Here is a 3,545-nt window from a genome sequence, read left to right on the forward strand (position 1 = left end):
CGGCGAGCACGGGGTGCCCGTTGCGCCGGGCGTCGGAGAGGCGCTCCAGGAGCAGTACGCCCGCACCCTCACCCCAGCCCGTGCCGTCGGCGGCGGCCGCGAACGCCTTGATACGCCCGTCCGCCGCGAGCCCTCGCTGCCTGCTGAACTCGGTGAAGACGCCCGGGGTGGACATCACCGACACACCCGCCGCCACGGCGAGGGTGCACTCTCCCTGACGCAGCGCCTGCGCCGCCTGGTGCAACGCCACCAGCGACGACGAACAGGCCGTGTCGACGGTGATCGCCGGGCCCTCGAGGCCGAGGAAGTAGGCCAGCCGGCCGGAGATCACGCTGGCTATCCTGCCGGTCAGCAGCAGGCCGTCCAGCCCTTCCCCGGCCTCGTGAAGCAGTGGGCCGTACTCCTGGGTCATGGCGCCGACGAACACGCCGGTCAGGCTGCCGCGCAGGGCGGTGGGGTCGATGCCCGCGCGCTCGATCGCCTCCCAGGCGACCTCCAGCAGGAGCCTCTGCTGCGGGTCCATCGCCGTCGCTTCGAGCGGGCTGATTCCGAAGAAGCCGGCGTCGAAGGCAGCGGGGTCGGTGAGGAAGCCGCCCTCGCGGACGTAGCTCTTGCCCGGCCGGCCCGGATCCGGGTCGTACAGCCCCTCGACGTCCCAGCCACGGTCGGTCGGAAAGTCCGAGATGGCCTCACTGCCGGATGCGACCAGTTCCCACAGTTCCTCGGGCGATCCCACGCCTCCGGGAAGCCGGCAGCCGATACCCACCACGGCGATGGGCTCGTCCGACGCGGCGGACGCGGCCACCGGGCCGGCGGTGGCCGTCGCCTCCCCCAGCAACCGACCGCGCAGATGCCGGGCCATCGCGGCCGGCGTCGGGTGGTCGAACACCGCCGTCGGTGACAGGCGCAGGCCCGTGGCGGTGTTGAGGTGGTTGCGCAGTTCGACCGAGGAGAGCGAGTCGAAGCCGAGCTGCTTGAAGGCGCTGTCCGGCCGGATGGCCTCCGGCGTCGGGTGTCCCAGCACGGTCGCCGCGTGGGCTCGTACCAGCTCCGTCAGCTCGCGCTCCGCCTCGGCCGGGGACATCCCGGCGAACCGGTGCCCGCCCGCGGCCCCGTCCGGTGAACCGGCGGCGGCGGTGCGCCGGGCGGCGCGGGGACGCACCAGGGCGCCGAGCACCGGGGACGGCGCCACATGGCCGCCCTGGGCGAGCCGTGCGGTGTTCAGCTTCGCGGGGACGAGCATCGGCTCGTCGAGGGCGAGGGCCGCGTCGAACAGGGCGAGCCCTTCCTGCGCCCGCAGGGGTGCCAGGCCGGCCCTGGCCATCCGGGCCAGGTCCGCCCGGTCCAGGTCCTCGGTCATGTCGCTGCGCTGGTCCCACAGGCCCCAGGCCAGGGAGGTGGCAGGAAGTCCCTCGGCCCGCCGGTGTGCGGCGAGCGCGTCGAGGTAGACGTTGGCCGCCGCGTAGTTGCCCTGCCCGGCACCGCCGAGCGCGCCCATCACCGAGGAGAACAGGACGAACGCCGCGAGGTCCAGGTCCCGGGTGAGCCGGTGCAGATGCCATGCCGCGTCCGCCTTGGGCCGCAGCACCGCGTCCAGCCGCTCGGGCGTCAGCGCGGAGACCAGGCCGTCGTCGAGGACACCTGCCGTGTGCACGACCGCGGTCAGCGGATGCTCGGCCGGTACCGCCTCCAGCAGGGCGGACAGTGCCTCGGGCTCGGACACGTCGCACGCCACCGCCTCGGCGGTCGCCCCGAGTTCGGCCAGCCCCTCGACGAGGTGCCCGGCGCCCTCGGCCGCCGGCCCGCGGCGGCTGACCAGCAACAGATGCCGTACCCCGCGCTCGGTCACCAGGTGCCGGGCGAGCAGCCCGCCCAGCGTTCCGGTGCCGCCGGTGATCAGCACCGTGCCCTCGGGATTCCACTCCGGCGGCGTGGCCACCGGCCCGGCACCCTCGGTGCCCGACGCGGTGGCCCGGGTGAGCCGCGGCACCAGGATCTCTCCGCCGCGCACCGCCAGTTGCGGCTCTCCGCAAGCGAGCGCGGCAGGCAGGGCGCGCAGGGAACGCTCGTCCTCGTCGACGTCGACGAGGACGAAACGGTCCGGGTTCTCCGTCTGCGCGGCGCGCAGCAGCCCCCACACAGGCGCGGAGGCGAGCGCCGGGCGCTCCGCGCGGCCGGTCACCACCGCACCCCGGGTGACGACCACCAGCCGGGAGTCGGCGAACCGCTCGTCGGCGAGCCATGACCGGATCAGGGACAGCGAGGTCAGCAACTCGGTGCGGGCGGCGGCGGGATCGCCGGAGGCGGCGTCCTCGCCGGGGAGTCGGCAGGCCAGGACGAGTCCGGGCCGGGAGGCGTCGGGTGCCGCGAGCGCGTCGCCCAGCACGGACAGGTCCGCGTACCGCCGCACTCGCGCATCGTCGTCCAGGAGGGTGGCCAGGCCGAGCCCGTCGTCGCCGACCAGCGCCCACGGGCCGGCCGGGGTGTCCTCGGAGTCCTGCGCCGGACGGCTCATCCACTCCATGCGGAACAGCGCGTCGTGGTGGCCGTCGCGCGCGCCGCCCAGCTTCTCGGGGTCGACCGGACGCAGCGCCAGCGAACCGACCGACGCGACCGGCGCACCCTCGGTGTCGGCGACCTCCACCGCCAGGGCGTCACGGTCCGTCGGGGTCAGCCGCACCCGCACGTTCGTGGCGCCGGTCGCGTGCAGCCGCACGTCGGACCAGACGAACGGCAGCCTCGGCGGGTCCATCGCCCGCCCGGCCCCCGGGTCGTCCGGGAGGAGCCCGGCGTGCAGGGCCGCGTCCAGCAGCGCGGGGTGGACACCGAACGCGGTCGCCTCGGCGTGCCGCTCCCGCGGCAGCACCACCTCGGCGTACACCTCCTGCCCCCGCCTCCACAGGGCCCGCACTCCCTGGAACGCGGGTCCGTACTGGTAGCCGAGGGCGGCCAGCGACGGGTACAGCTCATCGGTCTCCACCGGCACCGCCCCGGTCGGCGGCCACACCCGGGGATCCCAGGAGGACCCCGCCGGACCGCCGGGGGCGAGCACGCCCGTGGCGTGGCAGGTCCAGGGCACACCGGTTCCCTCGCCGTCGGGCCGGGAGTACACGCTCACCGGCCGCCGTCCGGCCTCGTCGGGCTCGCCCACCTCCACCCGGGTCTGGACCGCGCCGTTCGCGGACAGCAGCAGCGGTGCCCGCAGGGTGAGTTCCTCAAGGTGGTCGCCGCCCACTTCGTCGCCCGCGCGGAGCGCCATCTCGACGAAGGCCGTGCCGGGCAGCAGGACGGTGCCCGAAACGGCGTGGTCGACCAGCCAGCCGTGGGTCGGCAAGGACAACCGGCCGGTCAGCACGGTGACGTCCGTCCCCGCCAGCTCCACCGCCGCACCGAGCAGCGGATGTTCGACCGCAGCCTGCCCGGCCGCCTCGGCGTCGCCGGCGCCCTTGGTCGCTTCCATCCAGTATCGCTGGTGCTGGAAGGGGTAGGTGGGCAGGTCGAGATGGGTGGGACGGGCGGCGGGATAGAACGCGGCCCAGTCCGCA

The 3,545-nt window shown here is 75.0% G+C and carries 1 protein-coding gene; it reads right to left on the bottom strand.

What is annotated here, in order from left to right:
- A partial coding sequence (locus ACPXCS_RS39525) for a type I polyketide synthase (RefSeq protein WP_425971246.1) occupies positions 1–3,545 on the bottom strand: 3,545 nt, incomplete at both ends.

It is taken from the genome of Streptomyces sp. DT190 (assembly GCF_049846985.1).
GTDB lineage: Bacteria > Actinomycetota > Actinomycetes > Streptomycetales > Streptomycetaceae > Streptomyces.